The organism is Nocardioides houyundeii (genome assembly GCF_002865585.1).
Taxonomy (GTDB): Bacteria; Actinomycetota; Actinomycetes; order Propionibacteriales; family Nocardioidaceae; genus Nocardioides; species Nocardioides houyundeii.
Map to the genome: position 1 here is coordinate 1,671,533 of NZ_CP025581.1, position 18,635 is coordinate 1,690,167.

Below are 18,635 nucleotides of genomic sequence, written 5' to 3' on the forward strand. Positions count from 1 at the left end.
CGGGGGGCATGCTCGTTCAGTGCGTGCCGTGGCCCGCGCCGACGACGACGGCGAGCGGGGTTCGCGGTGGGGCGGAGAGGAGGCGCAACGGGTCGTGCTGCTGCTCACGGGGGTCCGCGTCGGCAAGCCAGTCGAGGAGTGTCGAGATCTCGGCAAGGCCGGTCGGGACGGTGCCGCCCGGGCCCAGGAGATCCCTCGGGGCGGCCAACAGGTCCGGGCGTACAGAGTGGCGGCGGCGGGGCTTCATCGCATCAGACACCTTCGTCGGTTAGGGCAGGGAAACGGGCCAGCATCTTGCGGAGGACTTCGCGTTGCTGGCGCAATTCGACGACCTCCGAGCGGACGCGGCGGCCGCCTTGCCGGATCTCGGTCAGATCGTCGACCTCACTGACAGCGGCGGTGAGGCGCTCGATCAGGTCGAGGGTCGCGGCAGCTTCGTCGATGGCTTCGAGATCAGCGGGTGATAGGTCCGTGTACGTTTCGGCGACGCGTTGGCGGAAGCGTCGTGCTCGTGTGCGCGGTTGTGCGGTCATATGGGCTCCTTGTCTCGGCGTGGGGCTTGCAATCAGGTGAGTCGTGGCGTCGTGTGACCTCGACGCGGCCTACGGTGCCTCTGTGCAGAGCGTTCTAGTTGCCCTGGTTGGCGCACTCGGTGCGGTCGTGTTGTCGCTATTTGAGGGCGTCGGCACTCGTGGTGCCGCGCTACGGCACTTGAAGGAGGAATCCGAACTCATTGCGGCACTCCCCGACGACGATCCACGACGGGCGGTACTACAGGAGGCATCCCTGTTCGCGGCAGAGCGATATCGGGACCACGCCAAGACACCGAGGGTAAAGCGCAATCGATGGGTGGGACTCATCTCCTCGAGTGGCCTGCTCGCAATGGTCTTGTATGCAATGGGATCGGTTAGCACAAACAACAACTGGGAGAACGTGCTTTTCGTCGGGGCGGGTCTCTTTGGTCTCTACGCCTTCCTCCGCTTTGCCACTCGGCTCATGAGTTCCTGAAGGAGCACAAGGCTCGTTAGTTCGGGTGTTTTTGGCGCTCATTGCGTGTGTAGCGCCGCTATGCCAAAAGTGTGGCGTGTCGGGTGGGGGAGGGGGTCTCCCCCGGGGGCCGAGGGGCGCTCGACGTCGTCGCACGTCGACGGAGCGCGACCCTCGGCTTGGGGCCGAGCGGCCGGGCAGCACTCGGTCGAGTGCTGCCCGGCCTCCCGTGCTCGGTATTGGGAGAATCTCAGAAGAGGCGTCGCCGCTTCTGAGTTGCTTCGCAGGTGACTACGCGGCCAGCGGCCATGTGCTCGGCGTTCGCACGGCGCGTGGCGCCGTCGGCCAGGACGAAGCGGGCGCCAGCGCGAGCAGCGAGGACATGCCAGGGCGCTGTGATGGTCGCGATTGAGCCAGGGACCTCGGACGGCTTCATCTCGCGGAGCGCCCAGACGATCTCCTTGACGTCACAGTCATCTACGTCGAGGAGACCCAGGCGCCGCCAGTCGACGATCGGGAGGTTCCCTCGATCGCCGGGGGTGGGGGCAAACGGGGAGACGGCCGCGAGGACCTCATCCACCCGCCCAGCCGCCGTGCGGGCCAGGGAGTACGACTCGAAGATCCTCGTGTCCATTGATGCGATGTCCCGGATCACCAGAGGGATCTGAGAGGCCCGCTCGTTCAGCGTGTTGACGTCGTCGGCCAGGGCGACGCGGAATCGGGCCAGGATCTCGTCGGCGTGAGCCTCGACAGTGGCAACGTGCGCCGTGGCGACCATGTCGCTGACACGGCCGCGGATCTTGCTCGCGGCCTCTGCGCGGGCGAGTTCATTGAGCGCATCTGTGGTGATCTCGGCGCGCTTCGCGGGGGAGAGAGTGACGCTCTCACTGATTGCCAGGGCGGCGGTCGCTTGCGCTTCGGCGAGCCCAAGAGGCATGACCGGCTCGGCAGTGAAGGCGTCGGCGACCTCGCCCGGGAGTTCTACGGCGAAGCTCTCAGCGGTGGATGCGAGGCGGCGCAAGGCGTTTCGGGCAACGGCGGGGTGGGTGTAGAGGTCGTACACAGGAGGGCTCCTTGCTGGGGTGAGGAAACGAGCGGGGGCGCGGTGTTGATGTCAGGTGTCGTCCGGGAAGGACGTTGAGCGGGACGCTCGCAAGGCATCTGCGAAGGTTTCTGCGAAGAGGTCACGCGGTGACGGCGTCGAGGCCCTCTTGGCGTGCTCCTCTTCGCGGCGGGCTTCGTCAAGGGCAATGGAGTTGAACCAGTCCCGGCGCAGTTCTGTGGTCGAGTTCCACTTGATCGAAGTCCTGGCGTCGTTGGCCGCGTTGCGTTCGGTGAGGAGTTGTTCGACGCGTTGACGGGCGCGTGAGAGGTCATCGGCGGCGTGCCGGAGGTCGTCGTGGTGGGTCATGGGTGAGGTGTCCTTTCGATTGGGGAAGGTGCTTGGATTCCGGCCGCGGCGCGGTGCCGACCCGGGGGGAGCAGGGGCCTCCGGGCTGGACAAGGGCGTCCCGCGGGCTTCGCCCCAGTACGGGCGCCTGGTCTGGCCGCGCATTCGATCGCGGCGGTCGGCGACGACTGGGGACGGTGCTGCGCCTAGGTGGGCTCGCTCCAAGCTGTCTCGGCAGCGCACCTCGTCGAAGACACTCGGGAGGTTCGATCGAGGGCAGCGCGAGCGGTGGAGGAGAGGTTGTTGGTCATCCTGTAGGTGACTCCTTGATTCGTGCGCTTGCGGCCTTCGCCTAGGTAGGTCTTCAGGACGGCGTCGAAGACGCGAGGGCCTGGCTCTGCGATCTCGCGACCATCGGGGAGGGTTTCGCCGGAGTCGTACCGGCGCCAGAGCGTCTTGACGGCCTCGGTGTGCAGGTCGGCGAGCCGGTAGGCGCCGGGTGCAGGCGGGTTCTCGGCGTCGAGCCAGCCGTCCAGCCAGAGTCGGGTCGAGGCTTCTTGATCGGCGCGGGAGTGCGCGCGGCGATCGCTCAAGATCTCGGCGTTGCTCTTCGCCGGACCACGGGGTGGGCGCGGAGCCGCTTCGGCGATGCGGCTCTCTGGGGCGTTCGGGAGCCCTTCTCTGTAGGCCCGAAGGACGTCGAGGAGGTAGGCCTCGAACCGCAGCGACGGCACCGAAGCGGCGCGGCTCAGGTCTCGGTAAGCGTCCAGGGCGTCCCGGCGATCGGGCAGGCCGCGGAACGCAATTCTCAGCGGTTCGGCGAGCCCGGGTAGGTCAATCGGTAGCGGGTCTTCGTTCAAGCCGTCAGGGCGCGTCAAGAGGGCCCTGCCGCGACGGAAAGCCTCGACGCCGGGGAGGCTCACGAGATGGGCGACGTCGCGAGGGGCGGGCAGTTCAACCGCTACGCGCGTGCCGTCGTCGTCGAGGAAGAACGCCGACGTCCGGGCCAGCCGGTCCCGGTCGCGGCGGCGGCGTAGGCGCAGCGCTGCCAGGGCGTCGAGATCAAGTTGCGGTGCGGTCATGGGTCGTCCTTAGGGGGTTGATTGGCGGGGCGGCGCGGGTCGACCGCCCGGGGTCGAGCGCCATCAGGGGAAGGGAAGAGGGAATCGAGGCGCTCGTGTTCGCCCGGGAGATCCGGGGAGCACGTGCCCTCTTCGCCGTGCCGCTTCTCGGGACGAGCCCGAGGAGGCTTCTCGCGTGCGTTGAGCCGCACGCGGCGGCGCTCGTGGGCGCAGTGCAACCGAGGCAAGGCGCTGGACTCGGGCGCTCAGTCCTCGGCGGGAGCCAGCGCGGCACCGAGCGACGTCAGGAGCGCAGCCGATGTCCGGGCCTCGGCCAGGAGCGCTGCCTCACGGAGGGCGGCGCGCTCGCGGAAGGCGCGCTGGCGGCAGGCATTGGAACAGGTGCGCGCGGGGCGCATCGAGGTGAACGAGCGCGCGCAGACCTCACAAATCGAGTACCGCACGGCGGCCTCCTTCCGGTGTTACGTGATGAGAACAGGTCGAGAAAAACGCCCCCGGCTCCTCGCGCCGCTTCGTCGTGCTCTACGAGCACGGAGTCAGTGAGGAACCGGGGGCATTCAGGCCCCGCGTGACCGATAGGTCGAGTTGAAGAGTCCGCGCGTCGCGCGTGCCCTCTGAAGGAGAAGTCCGCCTGCCCTACGACAAGCTCTGGCGCGGTCTGCCGTGTTTCTCTCGGCAAGACGAGTCCGCCTGCGGGCTGGCGCCTTGTTCGTGTCCGCACCTTTGCGAATTGGGCGCGGAGTGGGTCTCGATGTGGGACGGCCGTCGGCGGCTCAAAAGGGTGACGGAAGACGACATGTGACGTTCAAAGTGTCACTTCGCCCTAGCGCTATATATGGGTGGTTCGTTCCTTCTTGCCAGAACATTAGAAGTGCGACAAGAACCGTCACTTGTCGCCTTCCGTCACCCTTCGGGACCCCGGCGCTCTCGCGGCCTTCGGCCCTACCCGGCGCCCGCCCCCCTCTGCGATTGAGGTGTGATAGAGGCAGCCCTCCGGGCCGACTGGTGTGTCCCATCCGCGCGGATCGCGGCATGAGCGGACGCGTCAGGTCCCGGCGAGTTCACTCCATGCGGCTTCAACGGTCAGGCCGTATCCGTCCGTACCCAACTCGGGGATGAGGGGGTCGGCTGCGCGCAGGAAGGCGCCCGCGACCAGGTCCTCGCCCCTGCTTCGCGAGGGCAAGTCGCCGGTGAAGTCCATGAATGCTATGAGTTCACGAAGTGCAATCAGTTCGGCGCGGGACATCGTGACCGTGATGCCTTGACTATCTTCGGCTGCTTGCATCTGTAGAGCATGCCGCACGCTCATCGGCATGAGCGTGCGTGTCGCTGCGCGCTATCACACCTCAATCGCAGAGGGGGGCGCCCGCTCCGCCGCGCGACGTGAGTGAGGCCGACGAGAGCCCCCTGCCGGAGGACTCGGCACAGGGGCTCTCAAGAGGCGCGCAAGCGGGATCATTCGAGCAGGTCAGAAAGGTCCTCGGTCTGCCCGACGAGATAGTCGACCTCAGAAGAGAGCCGGACGCGGGATGGGTCCCATGCGCCTCGCCGACGGGCCGGGAGGACGCTCACGCGAACGCCGAGCGCAGCCATGTGCTTGCGGCGCTCCCCGACCGCCCACCCGTCCCACGCGGCGCCGTAAGGGGTGCGGGTGCGCCGGGTGGTGACGCGGTCCTCGGAGGCGCCTAGGCGCTCGCGCTCGGCTGTTAGCTCGGAGATCCGCTCGAAGAGCGCCGGGAGGTCGCCGGTCGCGGTATGGGCGATCTCGGCTGTCGCCACGGCGAGCGCGGTCTCAACCTCGGCGAGGGCTTCGGAGACGGAGACCTCGACGACGCGCTCGACGATCTCTACGCCAGAGAAAGCGGTGAGGAACAGGCGCTCGGCCTCGGCGTCGACCTCGGCCGCGTCGACGAGGACGTGAGAGCCCTCGGAGATCCCTCGACAGCCGTAAAAGGCCCGGCCTCGACGGGACCGACGGATGAGGGCCTCTCCGCATGGGCAGAAGGCGAGGCCGTGAAGCAACGGACGGGGGGCGGTGAGCCCTTCGCGCGTCGCGGACGAGCGAGCCTCGTCGAGGGCCTGGGGGGTGACAAGCGCCCGGACTGCCTCGGCGGTCTCGTCGTCAACGAGGGGCTCCCAAGCGCGGACGGGCGCACCACCCTCGTCGTGCACCGGACGCCGCTGGCGGGTGGGGTGGCCCTTCTGATCGCGGACGGACTCGGTCAGGTAGCCGGAGACGTGAAGAGCCCGCGCGATGTTAAGCACGCTTGCAGGCTTCCAGTCGCGGCCCGTCGCGGTCGGGATGCCCTCGGTGGTGAGGTTACGCGCGAGGCGATTGACCGGGACGCCGTCGAGGAGGTCGGCGAAGATCCGCCGGATGACGTCGGCCTCGGCCTCGTCGACGCGGAGCACCTTCCCGACGCCGTCCGGGGCGGGCCCGGGGCGGTAGCCGTAGGGGCGGGGGCCGCCTCCCCAGCGCCGAAGGCCACGCAGGTACGCCTTCGTCGCCTTCGCGCGCTCGCCGGTTGTCGCCGCCTCTAGTCCGGCGAAGACTTGAGTGATCTGGACGATCGCGAGACCCATCGGTGAGGTCGTGTCGTAGGGCTCGGTCGCGGAGACGATCCCGACGCCTTCGTCGAGGAGCAGGCTCATATCCACGACGTTTCGCGCGATCCGGTCGAGGCGCCAGCACAGGATCGCATCGGCGCGGCTGGAGAGGACGGCCTCGCGCGCCTCGGTGAGTCCCGGGCGGTTCAGTCGAGCCTTCGTAGCGCTCACGCTCTCGTCGGCGGCGATCCCGATGAGGTCCCAGCCGCGGGCTTCGGCAGTCCTCGTGATGATGTCGCGTTGTTTCTCGATCGACGTTGAGTCCTCGCTCGCGCGGGACAGGCGGGCGTAGCCGTAGACCCTCATGCTGTGTTCTCCTCGTGTCATCGTTGGACGCGAGGTAGGAGTCCGCCAGTGATCCGGAACGTGCTCAGTCATGTACCCCGCTAACCATGAAGGGGAGTGGGACGAGGTGATGGCCGTGGTCAAGCAGGCGGTGTTCAAGGTCGCCGAGACCTCGCCGCGGGTCGGGCTGGTGCTCAAGGCCGACCTGCGTGCCGGCCACGACGCCGGCGAGATGGAGGCGAAGGTGCGTCGCCTGGAGCAGCATCTGTGAGCCCCCTGGATCTGTGAGGTCCCTAGGGTGGTCGCCATGGAGACGACCACCATCGAGTACCTGACCGGGGACTCCGAGCGCGTGCTCGACATCACCGACGACTGCGCGGCGTTCGTGGCAGGGCGCGGGGACGGGCTGCTGCACCTCTTCGTGCCGCACGCCACCGCCGGGCTGGCCATCCTGGAGACCGGCGCGGGGTCCGACGCCGACCTGCTCTCCGCCCTGCGCGAGCTGCTGCCCGCCGACGACAGGTGGCGGCACCGGCACGGCAGCCCCGGGCACGGCCGATCGCACGTGATGCCGGCCCTGGTCCCGCCGTACGCCTCCGTCCCGGTCGCCGCCGGACGACTGGCGCTGGGGACCTGGCAGAGCCTCTGTCTGGTCGACCTCAACGTGGACAACCCCCGGCGGCAGGTCCGGATGGACTTCCTCGCCGGATGATGTGTCGAACACCTGTTCGACGTAGGATCGGCGCATGCCCACCCACGTCGCGCCGCCCGGCTGGCCCTCCGCGGTCCGCCCGCCGGACGCGCCCGACTGGGAGCGCACGGCCGTCAACTGGCTCTTCGACATCAGCCCGCCGGAGTACCGCGGACACCAGACGCTGCGACGCCACGTGGTGGTGCTGGCGCGCTTCGCGGTGCTGCACGTCGAGGCGCAGCAGGCCGCGTGCCGACGCGGTCTCAGCCAGGCGCGCGCCGACCTGCGCGACGTGACCGACCTGGACACCGTCGAGGCGGCGGTGGCCACGTGGCAGGCCGAGCAGGCCCGCCTGCTCGCCGTACGACGCGAGGTCGGGCTGGTCGAGGAGGCGCTGCGAGGCCGGCGCTTCGTGGCCCGGCTGTAGGTTCTGCTGCCATGCAGCCCGCCAGCGATGCGCCCAGCCACCCGCCCGGCGTACGCCGGTTCGCGGGAGTGATCCTGGTCGACCCACGCGGCTGGCTGCTGCTGCAGGAACGGGACGAGCACCCGGTGATCGACCCGGACCGGTGGGGCCTGCCCGGCGGCCACGTTGAGCCCGGCGAGACCTTCGCCCAGGCGGCGCACCGCGAGCTGGCCGAGGAGACCGGGGTCGAGGTCGCCGCCGGTGGCCTGGCTTTCTGGGGGGAGTTCCGGGTCGACCACCGTCACGCCTACGGCACCTTCGACCAGATGCAGGTCTTCGTCGCCCCGACGCTGCTGAAGGATGAGGAGATCGACTGCCGGGAGGGTCGCCGGATCGTCTTCGTCGAGCCCCGGCACGCGCTGGGCCTGGAGCTCACCTCGGCGGCGTCGGTGATCGTGCCGGCCTTCCTCTCCTCACCGGAGTACGCCAGCATGGCCCCATGAGCCTCGCGGGCAGTCCCCTCACCGTCCACCCCGTGCCGGGGGCGGGCGCCGAGGACGTCGTCGTAGCCCCCGACGGCAGCGTCTACACCGGCACCGAGAACGGCGTCGTCTGGCGGCTGAGTCCCGACGGCACCCGGACCGACCGGGTGGCCGACACCGGCGGGCGTCCGCTGGGGCTCGAGCTCTTCGACAACGGTGACCTGCTGGTCTGCGACGCCACCCGCGGGCTGCTCGTCGTGCACCAGGACGGGGCGGTGGAGGAGCTCGTGACCAGGGTCGACGGGGTGCCCATGCGGTTCTGCAACAACGCCGCCATCGCCGCGGACGGCACGATCTGGTTCAGCGACTCCTCCCAGCTCTACGGGGTCGAGCGGTGGAAGGACGACTTCGTCCAGGACACCAGGACCGGGCGCCTCCTGCGCCGGGACCCGGACGGCTCGGTGAGCGTGGTGCTGCAGGGGCTCGCCTTCGCCAACGGGGTCGCGCTGTCGAAGGGCGAGGAGTTCGTGGCGGTCGCCGAGACCGGCGCCCGGACGGTGGTGCGCTACTGGCTCACCGGAGCGCGCAGTGGTCAGCGTGACTTCCTGTGCACCGACCTTCCCGGCTATCCCGACAACATCTCGCGCGGCAGCGACGGCCTGGTGTGGGTCACCATCGCCAGTCCGCGCGACGCGCTCGTGGAGCGGCTCAAGCGGGCGCCGCTCCCGCTGCGCAAGGCGGTGACCCGGATCCCCGACGCGCTGCAGCCGAAGCCCAGACGCACCATCCGGGTCCAGGCCTTCGACGACGACGGCCGGCTGGTCCACGACCTCGACCTGCAGCACCCCGGCTACCACATGGTGACCGGGGTGCGCGAGCATCAGGGGCGGGTCTGGATGGGCAGCCTGCACGAGCCGGCCGTCGCCGTCCACGACCTGGTGCTCCGGAGCACCGAACGCACAGCCGACTGAGCAGACAGGGACGACCATGGGGAATCTGAGACCTTCGGAGGTCGCGGCAGCAGGCCTGGACGACTGGCGCCAGCTCTACCAGGCCCTCCAGGCCCGGTTCGTGACCGGTGACTTCGCCACCGGACTGGCGCTGCTGACCGACATCGCCGGCGCGGCCGAGGAGGCTGACCACCACCCTGACCTCGATCTGAGGTACGCCCACCTCAACGTCCGGCTGCACAGCCACGACACCGGAGGGGTCACCGAGCGGGACCTGCGGTTGGCCGCCCGGATCAGTGAGCTCGCCTCGGCCCGCGGCGTGCGCGCGGCCCCCGAGCAGGTCGCCGCGATGGAGATCGCTCTCGACACCCCCGGCTACGCCGCCATCCGCCCCTTCTGGCAGGCCGTCCTCGCCATGGACAGTCCGCGCCGGGACGACGAGGTCCGGGACGACGACGCCGACCTGCCTCGCCTCTGGTTCCAGCACAGCGGGGTCGACGAGCCGCGCCAGCGGTTCCACCTCGACGTGATGGTGCCGCCGGAGCAGGCGCAGACCAGGATCGACGCCGCCCTGGAGGCCGGGGGCGTCCTGGTCAGCGACGAGGCGGCCCCGACGTTCACCGTGCTGGCCGATCCCGAGGGCAACAAGGTGTGCGTGTGCACCATGCTCCAGCGCGACGACTGAGCCGGCGCTGGGTGCGTCCCCTAGACTCGAGGGCTGGGCCCTGTGCCGTCGAGGCAGACGCGCGGGCCGGATCAGCACCACACTGAACACCCTCATCATGTAGGAAGCGGAGGACCATGGGCCACCTGGACTCGATCACCTCCCCGCGTGACCTCCGTGCTCTCTCCACCGAGCAGCTCTCCGAGCTGGCCGAGGAGATCCGCGACGTGCTGATCAGCACGACCGCGCGCACCGGAGGCCACCTGGGTCCGAACCTGGGCGTCGTCGAGCTCACGCTGGCCATCCACCGGGTCTTCGAGTCCCCCCATGACCGGGTCGTCTTCGACACCGGCCACCAGACCTACGTGCACAAGCTGCTCACCGGGCGCGCGGACCGCTTCTCCACCCTGCGTCAGGAGGGCGGGCTGAGCGGCTACCCCAGCCGGGCCGAGTCCGAGCACGACATCGTGGAGAACTCCCACGCCTCCACCTCGCTCTCCTACGCCGACGGCCTGGCCAAGGCGTACGCGATCCGCGGCGAGGACCGTCACGTGGTGGCGGTCATCGGCGACGGCGCGCTGACCGGCGGCATGGCCTGGGAGGCGCTGAACAACATCGCGATCGCCAAGGACTCGCGGCTCGTGATCGTGGTCAACGACAACGAGCGCTCCTACACCCCGACCATCGGGGGCTGGCGACCTCCCTGACTCGGCTGCGCACCAACCCCCGCTACGAGCAGGTGCTCGACGTGGTGAAGAAGCGTCTCCAGGCCGTGCCCGGTGTCGGCGGCGCCGCCTACGACGCCCTGCACGCCATGAAGAAGGGCATGAAGGACGTCCTCGCCCCCCAGGGTCTCTTCGAGGACCTGGGCCTGAAGTACGTCGGCCCGGTCGACGGGCACGACGAGGCGGCGGTGGAGTCCGCGCTCACCCAGGCCAAGCGGTTCGGCGGCCCGGTGATCGTCCACGTGATGACGCGCAAGGGCGCCGGCTACGACCCCGCCGAGCGGCACGAGGCCGACCAGTTCCACGCTCCGGGGCCGTTCGACGTCCAGAACGGTGCCGAGAAGCCCAAGGGCAAGATCTGGACCGACCACTTCTCCGAGGCCATGGTCGAGCTGGGCGAGCGCCGCGAGGACGTGGTCGCGATGACGGCCGCCATGATGCACCCGGTGGGCCTGGACGCGTTCCAGGCACGCTGGCCCGGTCGGACCATCGACGTGGGCATCGCCGAGCAGCACGCCACGACCTCGGCCGCCGGTCTGGCGATGGGCGGTCTGCACCCCGTCTTCGCCGTCTACGCGACCTTCCTCAACCGTGCCTTCGACCAGGTGCTGATGGACGTGGCCCTGCACAGGTGCGGCGTCACCTTCGTGCTGGACCGCTCCGGCGTGACCGGTGACGACGGCGCCAGCCACAACGGCATGTGGGACATGTCGATCCTCCAGGTCGTGCCGGGGCTGCGCCTGGCCGCGCCGCGAGACGTGACGCGGCTGCGCGAGCTGCTGGACGAGGCGGTGGAGGTCAGCGACGCCCCCACGGTGGTGCGCTTCCCCAAGGGCCCGCCGCCGGCCGACATCCCCACGCTCGCCAAGGCCGGGGGCGCCGACGTGCTCGTGCGCACGGGCGCCCGCGACGTCCTGCTCGTCGCGGTGGGCGCCATGGCCGAGGTCGCCGTCGAGGCTGCGGCGCGGCTGGAGGCCGAGGGCGTAGGAGTCACCGTCGTGGACCCGCGCTGGGTCAAGCCGGTCGACCCCGCCATCGTGGAGCTCGCGCGAGAGCACCGTCTGGTGGTCAGCGTGGAGGACAACGGGCGAGTGGGGGGCGTGGGCGCCACCCTGCTGCAGACCCTCAACGACGCGGGCGTGGAGACCCCGTTCCAGCTGCACGCGATCCCGCAGGAGTTCCTCGACCACGCCAAGCGCGCGGTCATCCTGAGCCGGATCGGGCTGGACTCCCAGACGATCGCCCGCCGCATCCTCGAGCAGGTCTCGGCCCTGGAGCCCTAACCGACGCTGGTGCGCTCAGACCGCTCCTGAGTCGGGCCGGTCCCGGGCGCCACACGGCATGGACGTCGTCGCCCAGGGCCTCTAGCGTGCTGGGCATGGACCTGATGCGGACCAAGTCGGTCGAGCAGTCGATCGCGGAGACCGACGAGCCGGGGCGCCGGCTGAAGAAGACCCTCGGTGCCCTCGACCTCATGGTCTTCGGGGTGGGCGTCATCATCGGGGCCGGCATCTTCGTGGTCACCGGGACCGTCGCCCGGACCAACAGCGGCCCGGCGATCACGCTCTCCTTCGCGATCGCGGGACTCGCCTGCGGTCTCGCCGCGCTGTGCTACGCGGAGTTCGCCTCCACGGTGCCGGTCGCCGGCAGTGCCTACACCTTCAGCTACGCCACGCTGGGGGAGCTGGTCGCCTGGATCATCGGGTGGGACCTGGTGCTGGAGTTCACCATCGGTGCGGCCGCCCTGGCGACGAGCTTCTCCGGCTACTTCCAGGAGGTCTTCGCGGGCACCTTCCTCGAGGTGCCCACCTCCCTGGGCTCCGCCGCCGACGGCGTGGTGGACCTGCCGGCCGTGATCATCGCCCTCCTGGTCACCGGTGCCCTCATCGTCGGCATCAAGTTCTCCAGCCGCCTCAACCAGGTCGTCGTCGCGATCAAGCTGCTGGTCATCGCTGCGGTCATCGTCTTCGGTGTCTCCCACATCGACACCGACAACTACTCGCCGTTCATCCCGAAGTCCCAGCCCGCCCCCGAGGGCGGCGACGGGTTCCTGGACAACACGCTGATCAGCACCCTGCTCGGGATCGACCCCGCGGTCTACGGTCTGGCCGGGGTGATCGCCGGCGCCTCGATCGTCTTCTTCGCCTTCCTCGGGTTCGACATCGTCGCCACCACCGCGGAGGAGACACGCAACCCGCAGCGCGACATCCCGCGAGGCATCCTCGGCTCCCTGGCCGTGGTCACCCTCCTCTACATCGCGGTGAGCCTGGTGGTCACCGGGATGCAGCCCTACACCGAGATCGACGAGAACGACGCGGCTCCACTCGCGTCCGCCTTCGACGCCGTGGGCATGGAGTGGATGGGCCGGCTGATCTCCGTCGGTGCCTGCATCGGCCTCATCGTCGTGGTGATGATCCTGATGCTGGGGCAGACCCGGGTCGCCTTCGCGATGGCCCGCGACGGCCTGCTGCCCACCGCCCTGGCCCGGGTCCACCCCAGGTTCGGGACGCCGCACGTCATCACCGCCGTCACCGGCGTGGCCGTCGCCCTGATCGGCGGTCTGGTCGACCTGGGAACCCTGGTCAACCTGGTCAGCATCGGCGCCCTGTTCGCGTTCGTCCTGGTCAGCGTCGGGGTGGTGGTGCTGCGCCGGCAGCGTCCCGACCTGGAGCGCTCGTTCCGCACCCCGGCCGTCTACCTCGTCTCCGTCGCCTCGGTGCTGCTGTGCGTCTACCTGATGCTCAACCTCACCGGCAGCACGTGGGTGCGGTTCGCGGTGTGGATGGCGATCGGGCTGGTGGTCTACTTCGCCTACGGCCGCACCCACTCCCGCCTGGCACTCCAGCAGACGGACCGGCACGAAGGCCAGGGCACGGGTCAGGAGACGGTCTCCGGCTGACACCCGGAACCACGAACGGCGCCCCGGCCAGAGCCGGGACGCCGTCGCCGTGGAGCGGGTTGATCAGTGGAAACGCTTGCCGTTGACCTTCTCCGAGATGCCGGAGGAGTCCAGCAGCATGGTCAGGCCGCCGTTCCAGAACGAGAAGCCGGCGCCGGTGATCATGGCCAGGTCGAGGTCCTCCGGGGCTGCGACCACACCCTCCTCGAGCATCAGGCGGGCCTCCTCGGCGAGGCCGGACAGTGCGGCCTCACGGATCTGGTCCTTGTCCAGGACGACCGGGTCCTCCGGCTTCTCCAGCAGCGCCTTGACCTCGGGGTCGATGGTCAGGTCGGGGGCGTAGAAGGAGGTCTTCTTCGCCTCCACCACGCGCTCCAGCGCGGGGGAGACGTAGAAGCGCTCCGGGAACGCCTTGACCAGCGTCTCGTTGTTGTGGAGCGCGATGGCGGGTCCGACGAGCCCGAGCAGCATGAACGGCGGCATCGGGGCGATGCCGGCGAACGTGGCGTCCGCGGTCTCGATCGGGGTGCCTGCGTCCACGACCTTGGCGACCTCGCCCAGGAACCGACCCAGGAGACGGTTGACGATGAAGGACGGGCTGTCCTTGACCAGGATGGTCGTCTTCTTCAGGCCCTTGCCGGTGGCGAACGCGGTGGCGAGCGTGGCGTCGTCGGTGGTGTCGCCCTTGACGATCTCCAGCAGCGGCATGACGGCGACCGGGTTGAAGAAGTGGAAGCCCACCACTCGCTCCGGGTGCTGCAGCTCCGAGGCCATCTCGGTGATGGAGAGCGAGGAGGTGTTGGTGGCCAGCACGCACTCCGGGCTGACGACCTTCTCGACGTCGGCGAAGACCGACTTCTTGACCGACATCTCCTCGAAGACGGCCTCGATCACGAAGTCCGCGCCCGCGAAGGCGACCGACTTGTCAGCCGAGCCCGAGACCAGCGCCTTGAGGCGGTTGGCCTTGTCGGAGGAGATGCGCCCCTTGCCGAGCAGCTTCGCGATCTCGGAGTGGACGTAGTCCACGCCCTTCTGCGCACGCGCCTCGTCCAGGTCGGTGAGGACCACCGGGACCTCGAGGCGGCGGGCGAAGAGCAGCGCCATCTGGCTGGCCATCAGACCGGCACCCACGATGCCGACCTTGGTGACCGGACGGGCCAGCGACCTGTCGGGCGCACCCGCCGGGCGCTTGGCGCGCTTCTGGACCAGGTCGAAGGCGTAGAGGCTGGCGAGCAGCTCCGGGGTCTTCGACATCGCCTCGAGGGCCTCGTCCTCGGCCGCGAACCCCTCGTCGCGAGTGGCCGTGCGGGCGCCCTTGAGCAGCTCGACGATCTTGAGAGCCGCAGGCGAGGCGCCGCCGGTCTTGGTCAGCACGACCATCTCGGCGCGGGAGATCGCCGCGTCCCAGGCCGGGCCGCGGTCGATCTCGGGACGCTCGACGGAGATCTTGCCGGTGAGCACGTCGGCCGCCCAGAGCAGCGACTGCTCCAGGTAGTCGGCACCACCGAAGACGGCGTCGGCCAGGCCGAGCTCGAACGCCTTGCTGCCGCCGACCGTGCGACCGTTGTTGAGCGGGTTCTCCAGGGCCACCGTGACGGCCGTGTCGGCACCGACGAGGTTGGGCACCAGGAAGGCGCCGCCCCACCCGGGCACCAGGCCGAGCATGGCCTCGGGCAGGCCGAGGGCCGGCGCGGAGTCCATGACCGTGCGGTACGTGCAGTGCAGCGCCACCTCCAGGCCGCCACCCAGGGCGAGCCCGTTGATGAAGCCGAAGGACGGCTTGCCGCCCTCGCCGAGCTTGCGGAAGACCGCGTGCCCCAGCTCGGCGATCGTGCGCACGCCGTCGGGACCGCTGCTGGAGACCGAGCTCAGGTCCGCGCCGGCGGCCAGGATGAACGGCTTGCCGGTCACCCCGAGCGCGGTGATCTCGTCGTCGGCCAGCGCCGCGTCGATGGCGGCGTTGAGGGAGGCCAGGCCCTTGAAGCCGAACGTGTTCGGGCGGGTGTGGTCCTGGCCGTTGTCGAGGGTGATCAGGCCCAGGACACCGGCGTCGCCGGGCAGGGTCACCTTGCGCAGCTTGGCCTCGGTGACGACCTCGGCGTCGCTGGCGAGGGAAGCCGCCTTGTCGAGAAGGGTGCTCAGCTCGGTCATCAGGCGTTCTCTCCGTTCCAGTGCGGGTTCTCCCAGACGATGGTGCCGCCCATGCCGATGCCGACGCACATGGTGGTGATGCCGTAGTGGACCTCGGGACGATCCTCGAACTGACGCGCGAGCTGGTTCATCAGTCGCACGCCGGAGGAGGCCAGCGGGTGGCCCATGGCGATGGCGCCGCCGTAGGGGTTGACCCGCGGGTCGTCGTCGGCGATGCCGTAGTGCTCCAGCAGCGAGAGCACCTGGACGGCGAACGCCTCGTTGATCTCGAAGGCGTCGATGTCGTCGATCGTCAGGCCGGCCTGGGCCAGCGCCTTCTCCGTCGAGGGGATCGGACCGGCGCCCATCACCTCGGGCTCGACGCCGACGAAGGAGAACGAGACCATCCGCATCTTGATCGGGAGGCCGAGCTCCTTGGCGGTCTCCTCGTCGGCCAGCAGGGCGGCGGTGGCGCCGTCGTTGATGCCCGAGGCGTTGCCGGCCGTCACGTTGCCGTGTGCCCGGAACGGGGTCTTCAGGCCGGCCAGCGACTCCATGGTGGTCTGGGGACGTGGCGCCTCGTCGGTCAGGGCCAGGCCCCAGCCCTCCTCGGCGGAGCGGGTGGCCACCGGGACCAGGTCGGGCTGCAGCTTGCCGGCGGCGTACGCGGCGGCCGTCTTCTGCTGGCTGCGTACGGCGTAGGCGTCGGCGCGCTCACGCGTGATCGTGGGGTAGCGGTCGTGCAGGTTCTCGGCCGTCTTGCCCATCACCAGGGCGTCGGGGTCGACGATCTTCTCCGAGATGATCCGGGGGTTGGGGTCCACGCCCTCGCCCATCGGGTGGCGCCCCATGTGCTCCACACCCCCGGCGATCACGACGTCGTAGGAGCCGAACGCGATGCCGCCGGCCGTGGTGGTCACGGCCGTCATCGCGCCGGCGCACATGCGGTCGATCGAGTAGCCGGGCGTGCTGGTGGGCAGGCCGGCCAGGAGGGCGGCGGTGCGACCCATGGTCAGGCCCTGGTCGCCGATCTGGGTCGTCGCGGCGATCGCGACCTCGTCCACGCGCTCGGGCGGCAACGAGGGGTTGCGGCGCATGAGCTCACGGATGCACTTGATGACGAGGTCATCGGCGCGGGTCTCGGCGAACTGGCCCTTGGCCTTGCCGAACGGCGTGCGCACGCCGTCGACGAAGACGACCTCTCGCAACTGTCGGGGCACGAAGTCTCCTAGGTGTTGGTGGGCCCGGCGATGAGCCGGGCAGGGATACGTTACCTCTCAGTAACAACATCGTGAGCCGGGAGTGGGTGTGGGTGTCGTCACCCCCGGGCGCCGCGCCCGCGGTGCCCGCCGGGACCACTCCTGCAACGCCACGCGTGCCCGGCCACCTAGGCTGTGGTCATGGACTCCTCAGCACGGCTGGTGCACATCGTTGACGACGTGCCCGAGCTGGAGGGCGTCGACGGGCTCACCATGGTGGTCGTGCTCACCGGGTTCCTGGACGCGGGACAGGCTGCGGACCGTGCGGCGGACCACCTGACCGAGCTCGGTGACGGCCCGGTGGTAGCGACCTTCGACGTGGACTCGCTCCACGACTACCGGGCGCGTCGGCCCCCCATCTCCTTCGTGCAGGACCACTACGAGAGCTATGAGGCCCCGCGACTGGTGGTCCGGCTGCTCCGTGACACCGGCGGCACTCCGTTCCTGCTGCTGCGCGGCGCCGAGCCCGACATCCGGTGGGAGGGGTTCGCGAGTGCGGTGCGCGAGGTCGTGGAGCGGCTCGGGGTGACCCGGGTGGTCAACCTGGGCGCGGTCCCCATGGCGGTGCCGCACACCCGGCCGATCGCGGTGACCCACCACGCCAACGACTCCTCGCTGCTGACCGGGCGCAGTCCCTGGCGTGGTGAGCTGCGGGTCCCCTCCAGCGCCCAGGCGCTGCTCGAGCTGCGGCTGGGGGAGTGGGGGCACCCCTGCCTGGGCTACGTGGCCCACGTCCCGCACTACCTGACCCAGATGCCCTACCCGGTCGCCTCGGTCACCCTCCTGGAGAACCTGGAGCTGGGTGGCCGGCTGACCATCGACCTGACGGCCCTGCGCGCGGCGGCGGTGGAGTGCGAGGCCGAGGTCTCCCGCTACCTGGCCAGCCACGACGAGGTCTCCGACGTCGTCCAGGCCCTGGAGCGTCAGTACGACGCCTTCCAGCGTGCCGAGGAGTCCGGCTCCTCCCTCCTGGCCGCCGACGAGCCTCTCCCCACCGGCGAGGACCTCGGGCGCCAGTTCGAGCAGTTCCTGGCGGGTCTGGACGGTCCTGACCACGAGCCCGGGCAGGGGTAGGCGTTGTCCGGATCTGCGACGGAGCTGCTCGACCTGCTCCAGCTCGAGGACCTCGACGTCGACCTGTTCCGGGGTCGGCAGCCGGTCACCGGGCGGCAACGCGTGTTCGGCGGCCAGGTGGCGGCCCAGGGGATCGTGGCGGCCGGGCGGACGGTGAGCCCGGAGTTCTCGATGCACTCGCTGCACTCGTACTTTCTGCGACCCGGTGACACCTCGGTCCCGATCATCTACGACGTGGAGCGGATCCGCGACGGTCGCAGCTTCGTGACCCGGCGGGTGATGGCTCGCCAGCATGGACGGCCCATCTACTACCTGACCTGCAGCTTCCAGCTCGCCGAGGAGGGCATGGACCACCAGGATCGGATGCCCGAGGTTGCCGGGCCCGACCAAGGGCTGTCGCTGCTGGACCTGGCGCGGTCGCGAGGCGAGGAGGCGGCGGCTGAGTGGCAGCGCGAGTGGTCCGCGCTGGACATCCGACACCTCGGGATGTCGGGCCTGGGTCTTCCGGTCGACCCGGCGCGTCCCGCGGAGGCCAGGCTCTGGGTCAGGGTGGACGGCGATCTCCCCGACGACCTGGTCACCCAGCAGGCGGCGTTCACCTATGCCACCGACCTGACGCTGCTGGGCGCGGCGTTGGTGCCGCACGGGGTGCAGATCGACGCTCCGAACCTCCAGGCGGCGTCGCTGGACCACACGATCTGGTTCCACCGTCCCGTGCGCGCCGACCGCTGGTGGCTCTACGACCAGACGTCACCCTCCGCGCAGGGCGGGCGGGGCCTGGCGTTGGCGCACGTCTACTCCCAGGACGGCGCTCTGCTGGCGACCGTGGCCCAGGAGGGGCTCCTCAGGCTCAAGGGCTGACGGGTCGGCATATACCACTACAAGCGTGTAATTCGTCGGACCCGCGGACAGACACGCCGATGGCTGGTTACGGTTGAGCACTTGTGTGGCGTCCGGCCACTCCAGTGACCCCTGTGTCGCAGCGACACGGATGTGACTGGACG

At 69.8% G+C, this 18,635-nt stretch carries 20 protein-coding genes and 1 pseudogene; 11 read left to right on the top strand and 10 right to left on the bottom strand.

Features of this window, described 5'->3' with window-relative positions:
* Positions 1–16 precede the first annotated feature (16 nt).
* Both C0R66_RS08080 and C0R66_RS18645 read right to left on the bottom strand, forming a co-directional pair.
* Complete coding sequence (locus C0R66_RS08080; RefSeq protein ID WP_158647957.1) at positions 17–208, bottom strand: hypothetical protein; 192 nt, start codon at positions 206–208, stop codon at positions 17–19.
* 43 nt (positions 209–251) lie between these two features.
* Positions 252–533 (bottom strand): hypothetical protein, encoded by a 282-nt coding sequence (locus C0R66_RS18645; RefSeq protein ID WP_158647958.1) that lies wholly within the window; start codon positions 531–533, stop codon positions 252–254.
* A gap of 43 nt (positions 534–576) precedes the next feature.
* Here C0R66_RS18645 and C0R66_RS18650 point away from each other — a divergent pair, with 43 nt between their 5' ends.
* A complete protein-coding gene (locus tag C0R66_RS18650) occupies positions 577–1,008 on the top strand; it encodes a hypothetical protein (RefSeq protein ID WP_158647959.1) in 432 nt (143 codons plus the stop codon).
* Positions 1,009–1,237: 229 nt separating this feature from the next.
* Here C0R66_RS18650 and C0R66_RS08085 read toward each other — a convergent pair whose 3' ends face one another.
* The 6 genes from C0R66_RS08085 to C0R66_RS08110 all read right to left on the bottom strand — a co-directional run bounded on the left by C0R66_RS08085 (position 1,238) and on the right by C0R66_RS08110 (position 6,372).
* A complete protein-coding gene (locus tag C0R66_RS08085; RefSeq protein ID WP_101524269.1) occupies positions 1,238–2,050 on the bottom strand; it encodes a hypothetical protein in 813 nt (270 codons plus the stop codon).
* Between the two features lie 51 nt (positions 2,051–2,101).
* A complete protein-coding gene (locus C0R66_RS08090; RefSeq protein ID WP_101524270.1) occupies positions 2,102–2,398 on the bottom strand; it encodes a hypothetical protein in 297 nt (98 codons plus the stop codon).
* A gap of 185 nt (positions 2,399–2,583) precedes the next feature.
* Entirely contained in the window at positions 2,584–3,459 is an 876-nt protein-coding gene (locus C0R66_RS08095) for a hypothetical protein (protein WP_101524271.1), read from the bottom strand.
* A gap of 245 nt (positions 3,460–3,704) precedes the next feature.
* Entirely contained in the window at positions 3,705–3,902 is a 198-nt protein-coding gene (locus tag C0R66_RS08100) for a hypothetical protein (RefSeq protein ID WP_101524272.1), read from the bottom strand.
* 602 nt (positions 3,903–4,504) lie between these two features.
* Positions 4,505–4,768 carry a hypothetical protein gene (locus C0R66_RS08105; protein WP_158647960.1) on the bottom strand — a complete coding sequence of 88 codons (264 nt, stop codon included), beginning with the start codon at positions 4,766–4,768 and terminating at the stop codon, positions 4,505–4,507.
* A 146-nt stretch (positions 4,769–4,914) separates the two neighbouring features.
* A complete protein-coding gene (locus C0R66_RS08110) occupies positions 4,915–6,372 on the bottom strand; it encodes a recombinase family protein (RefSeq protein ID WP_158647961.1) in 1,458 nt (485 codons plus the stop codon).
* A 70-nt stretch (positions 6,373–6,442) separates the two neighbouring features.
* Here C0R66_RS08110 and C0R66_RS08115 point away from each other — a divergent pair, with 70 nt between their 5' ends.
* The 8 genes and pseudogenes from C0R66_RS08115 (at position 6,443) to C0R66_RS08150 (ending at position 13,168) form a co-directional block, all read left to right on the top strand.
* Positions 6,443–6,622, top strand: a complete 180-nt coding sequence (locus tag C0R66_RS08115) for a thiamine-binding protein (protein ID WP_101524275.1) — start codon at positions 6,443–6,445, stop codon at positions 6,620–6,622.
* Between the two features lie 36 nt (positions 6,623–6,658).
* Positions 6,659–7,063, top strand: coding sequence for a YjbQ family protein (locus tag C0R66_RS08120; protein WP_101526122.1), 405 nt, complete (start codon positions 6,659–6,661; stop codon positions 7,061–7,063).
* 34 nt (positions 7,064–7,097) lie between these two features.
* Positions 7,098–7,469 (top strand): hypothetical protein, encoded by a 372-nt coding sequence (locus tag C0R66_RS08125; protein WP_101524276.1) that lies wholly within the window; start codon positions 7,098–7,100, stop codon positions 7,467–7,469.
* 11 nt (positions 7,470–7,480) lie between these two features.
* Positions 7,481–7,951: an NUDIX domain-containing protein gene (locus C0R66_RS08130; protein ID WP_101524277.1), complete on the top strand. Its 471-nt coding sequence runs from the start codon at positions 7,481–7,483 to the stop codon at positions 7,949–7,951.
* Positions 7,948–8,901: an SMP-30/gluconolactonase/LRE family protein gene (locus C0R66_RS08135; RefSeq protein ID WP_101524278.1), complete on the top strand. Its 954-nt coding sequence runs from the start codon at positions 7,948–7,950 to the stop codon at positions 8,899–8,901. The genes C0R66_RS08130 and C0R66_RS08135 overlap by 4 nt, the downstream gene beginning before the upstream one ends.
* A 16-nt stretch (positions 8,902–8,917) precedes the next feature.
* Positions 8,918–9,565, top strand: coding sequence for a 4a-hydroxytetrahydrobiopterin dehydratase (locus C0R66_RS08140; RefSeq protein ID WP_101524279.1), 648 nt, complete (start codon positions 8,918–8,920; stop codon positions 9,563–9,565).
* A gap of 116 nt (positions 9,566–9,681) precedes the next feature.
* Positions 9,682–11,552: pseudogene (gene dxs / locus C0R66_RS08145) on the top strand (1-deoxy-D-xylulose-5-phosphate synthase).
* Between the two features lie 95 nt (positions 11,553–11,647).
* Positions 11,648–13,168 carry an amino acid permease gene (locus tag C0R66_RS08150; RefSeq protein WP_101524280.1) on the top strand — a complete coding sequence of 507 codons (1,521 nt, stop codon included), beginning with the start codon at positions 11,648–11,650 and terminating at the stop codon, positions 13,166–13,168.
* Positions 13,169–13,231: 63 nt separating this feature from the next.
* On the opposite strand, the gene C0R66_RS08155 is transcribed toward C0R66_RS08150, so the two are convergent.
* Together C0R66_RS08155 and C0R66_RS08160 are read right to left on the bottom strand one after the other, a co-directional pair.
* Positions 13,232–15,319 carry a 3-hydroxyacyl-CoA dehydrogenase NAD-binding domain-containing protein gene (locus C0R66_RS08155; protein ID WP_101524281.1) on the bottom strand — a complete coding sequence of 696 codons (2,088 nt, stop codon included), beginning with the start codon at positions 15,317–15,319 and terminating at the stop codon, positions 13,232–13,234.
* Positions 15,319–16,518, bottom strand: coding sequence for a thiolase family protein (locus C0R66_RS08160; protein WP_101524282.1), 1,200 nt, complete (start codon positions 16,516–16,518; stop codon positions 15,319–15,321). Before C0R66_RS08160 ends, C0R66_RS08155 begins: the two co-directional genes overlap by 1 nt.
* A gap of 180 nt (positions 16,519–16,698) precedes the next feature.
* Between C0R66_RS08160 and C0R66_RS08165 the strand changes: the two genes are divergently transcribed.
* Positions 16,699–17,631: a proteasome assembly chaperone family protein gene (locus C0R66_RS08165; protein ID WP_101524283.1), complete on the top strand. Its 933-nt coding sequence runs from the start codon at positions 16,699–16,701 to the stop codon at positions 17,629–17,631.
* Positions 17,632–17,634: 3 nt separating this feature from the next.
* On the top strand, positions 17,635–18,492 hold the full coding sequence (locus C0R66_RS08170; RefSeq protein ID WP_101524284.1) for an acyl-CoA thioesterase: 858 nt from the start codon (positions 17,635–17,637) through the stop codon (positions 18,490–18,492).
* Positions 18,493–18,635: the final 143 nt, after the last annotated feature.